This window comes from Paractinoplanes toevensis (assembly GCF_018332695.1).
Classification (GTDB): Bacteria; Actinomycetota; Actinomycetes; order Mycobacteriales; family Micromonosporaceae; genus Actinoplanes; species Actinoplanes toevensis.
Window position 1 is genome coordinate 1 of sequence record NZ_BOQN01000194.1, and the last position, 2,520, is coordinate 2,520.

2 protein-coding genes are annotated in these 2,520 nt (G+C 69.5%); both read right to left on the reverse strand.

Annotated features, from left to right (window positions below):
• Positions 1 to 1,190: 1,190 nt before the first annotated feature.
• Complete coding sequence (locus tag Ato02nite_RS49985) at positions 1,191 to 1,964, reverse strand: GNAT family N-acetyltransferase (protein WP_213013796.1); 774 nt, start codon at positions 1,962 to 1,964, stop codon at positions 1,191 to 1,193.
• Between the two features lie 219 nt (positions 1,965 to 2,183).
• Positions 2,184 to 2,520: cellulose binding domain-containing protein (locus tag Ato02nite_RS49990; protein WP_213013797.1), on the reverse strand; the 337-nt coding region annotated here is incomplete at its 5' end.

Here is a 2,520-nt window from a genome sequence, read left to right on the forward strand (position 1 = left end):
AACTTAAGCTACGCGGCATTGGGGACTCGCTCGGCGTCACGCGCTCAAGCAATGCCGGTTGCACGGCTGCTCCCGCGAGTGCGGCGAGCTGGGCCTGCACGACGAAACCGAACCGGTCCCGCCACTGATCTGGCCGGACGAGGCGACCTTGACCCAGCGGCCGCCACCTGGGCGTGACGTCCCGGTCCAGGGCGACCCGTCATCACCCGGCACGCAGCCGCCCAGCCTCGCCAGTCAGGCCCGCCCCCGAAAGCCGGCCGCACGTTCGAGGCCGACCACGACAAGCCTCGGAGTGCGCCGATCCCCGACACCGGACGGAAGCCCCGACCTGCGCCAGACCCGCACACCGGGCGCAAAACCCGGCGCGCGCCCAGCCACAACGCCGAACGGAAAACCTGACCTGCGCCAAGCCCGCACACCGGGCGCAAGACCCGAGATGCGCCAAGCCCGCACACCAGCCACAAGACCCGGCCTGCGCCGAGCCCGCACACCGGCCAGGAGCCCCGACCTGCACCAAGCCCCGGCATCCGGCCGCAAGCCCCGACGTGCGCGGAGCCCGACACCGGACAGAAGGCTCGAAGTGTGTCGACCCCCGGCACCGGCAGCAAGCGCCGACCTGCGTCGAGCCCGGACACCGGACGGATATCCCCGCCCGGCCCACTCCTGCACGGCCGACCGCGGCAGTGACGTCGGCGCATTACGCCGCCTCGGCGCATTACGCCGGCCGATGGGACATGCTGGCCGTGGGACGGCACCCGACCCGCCGCGTCGAGTCGATACGGCGGGGCGGGGTCCACCCACAGTGGCGGATCGGCGCGGATCGGCGAGCGGCATCGGCCGCCCGCTATCGGCGGACTGCCGACGTCCCGTTCGGCCGCGACGCTCGCCACCCCCGACCCCCGCCGCCCGCCGCCCGCATCGATGCCGACAAAATTGCCGCTGTTGAACTAGTCGGCGACCACCCGATCAGGACGGGAAGAAAATAACGAATTCGCCTTCGAAGCGTCATTCGAGGATGCGGAAGAACGATTCTTGGTGCGGCTTCAAATACATTATCGCCAGCCTGGATGACAAGACCAAGACGCTTTCGGAACTGGCATGGTGGCGTCAGGCAGCGGATACTTGGGAACTTTTACGCTCACGTCGGCTCGCGGCCGCCGCCTCCTGACCGGATGGAGGCCGTGGAGTGGTCAGCGCAGTGAGATCCACAGTTTCTGGCCGGCGGTTATGAAGCCGGCGCGGGTGTAGATCTGTTCCTCTGTCGGGGCCGCTTCCAACCACACCAGCCGCATGCCTTGCCGGTGGGCCGCCTTGGCGAGACCGACGCTTATCGCTGAGGCTATGCCGCGGCGCCGGAAGTGGGTCAGCACCGCTACCGCGGCCAGCTCGCCGACGGCCTTGTGCGGGCCGGTGCGGTCTATCAGGCCGGTGCCTACTACGGTTCCGGACGTGGTGTCGCGGGCTATCGCTACCAGTCCGCCGCGGGCCACGGTGGCGTTCAGCCGGGCGACCTCGCGGGGGCCGGCCGGGTCGGGCCGGCGGTAGGCGTCGTGTTGCACGGTGGCGGCCTCGAGCAGTTGGGGGTCGTCGGTGGCGAACTCGACGGTTATGCCGGTGGGTTCTCGGGGCGTCAGCTCCACGTCGGGGGTGGACACCATGATCGGTGGCCGGCCTTCGACGGTGAAGCCGGCCTCGGTCAACGCTGCCTCTACCTCGGGTGCTGCTGTCGGCACGTATTCCAGCCGGGGGATGCGGTCGTGGTGGTGGAATGTTGCGATCAAGTTGGTGATGTCGTGCCGGCTTGGCTTCGCGTCGTCGTCGGGGACGGCGTAGTTGCGCCAGATGTCGGGGGTGTTGGGGTCGAAGGCGGCCAGGAATGGGCCTGTCCGTTCGTGCGGGCGTCTGGTGATCGCGGCGTGGATGTGGTCGGAGACCAGTTGGGGTGCGCGCGGGAAGACGTTCATCCGGTAGGAACACCTTTGCGTTCGATGCGGGAACTGCTGTCGAAAGGAGGGCAGCCGCCAGCCACCGCAGAGCGGTGGGAGTGCCTCGGCAGCCGCGGATCGGCTCGCCGGCTTCGGGGAGGCCTCAGCCCTTTCGACAAGGTGTTCGGGGAGGGTCGCGCATTCCTCGGCGCCCCGCAACCGGTTTTGATGGCCCCGGACCGGCGCTCGACTTTGCCGTCAGGTCAGGGTGCAGGTCACGGCCGGGGTTGTGTTGGTCGCGGTTGACGAAGCCAGGAAGCCGAACGTGGCGGTGCCGCCGGTGGCGAGGCGGCCGTTCCAGTCGACGTTGCGGGCGGTTACCGTGGTGCCGGCCTGGGCGACGGTGGCGTTCCACGCCTGGCTGACGGTCTGGCCGTTGGCGAACGTGAAGGTCGCGGTCCAGCCGGAGGAGGCCGCTGGAGAACCGTTGCTGACGGTGACCTCGGCCTGGAAGCCTCCGGTCCACTGGGAGACCACGCGGTAGGCCGCGCTGCAGACCCCGGCGGGCGGCACAGTCGTGGGAGCCGTCGTCGTG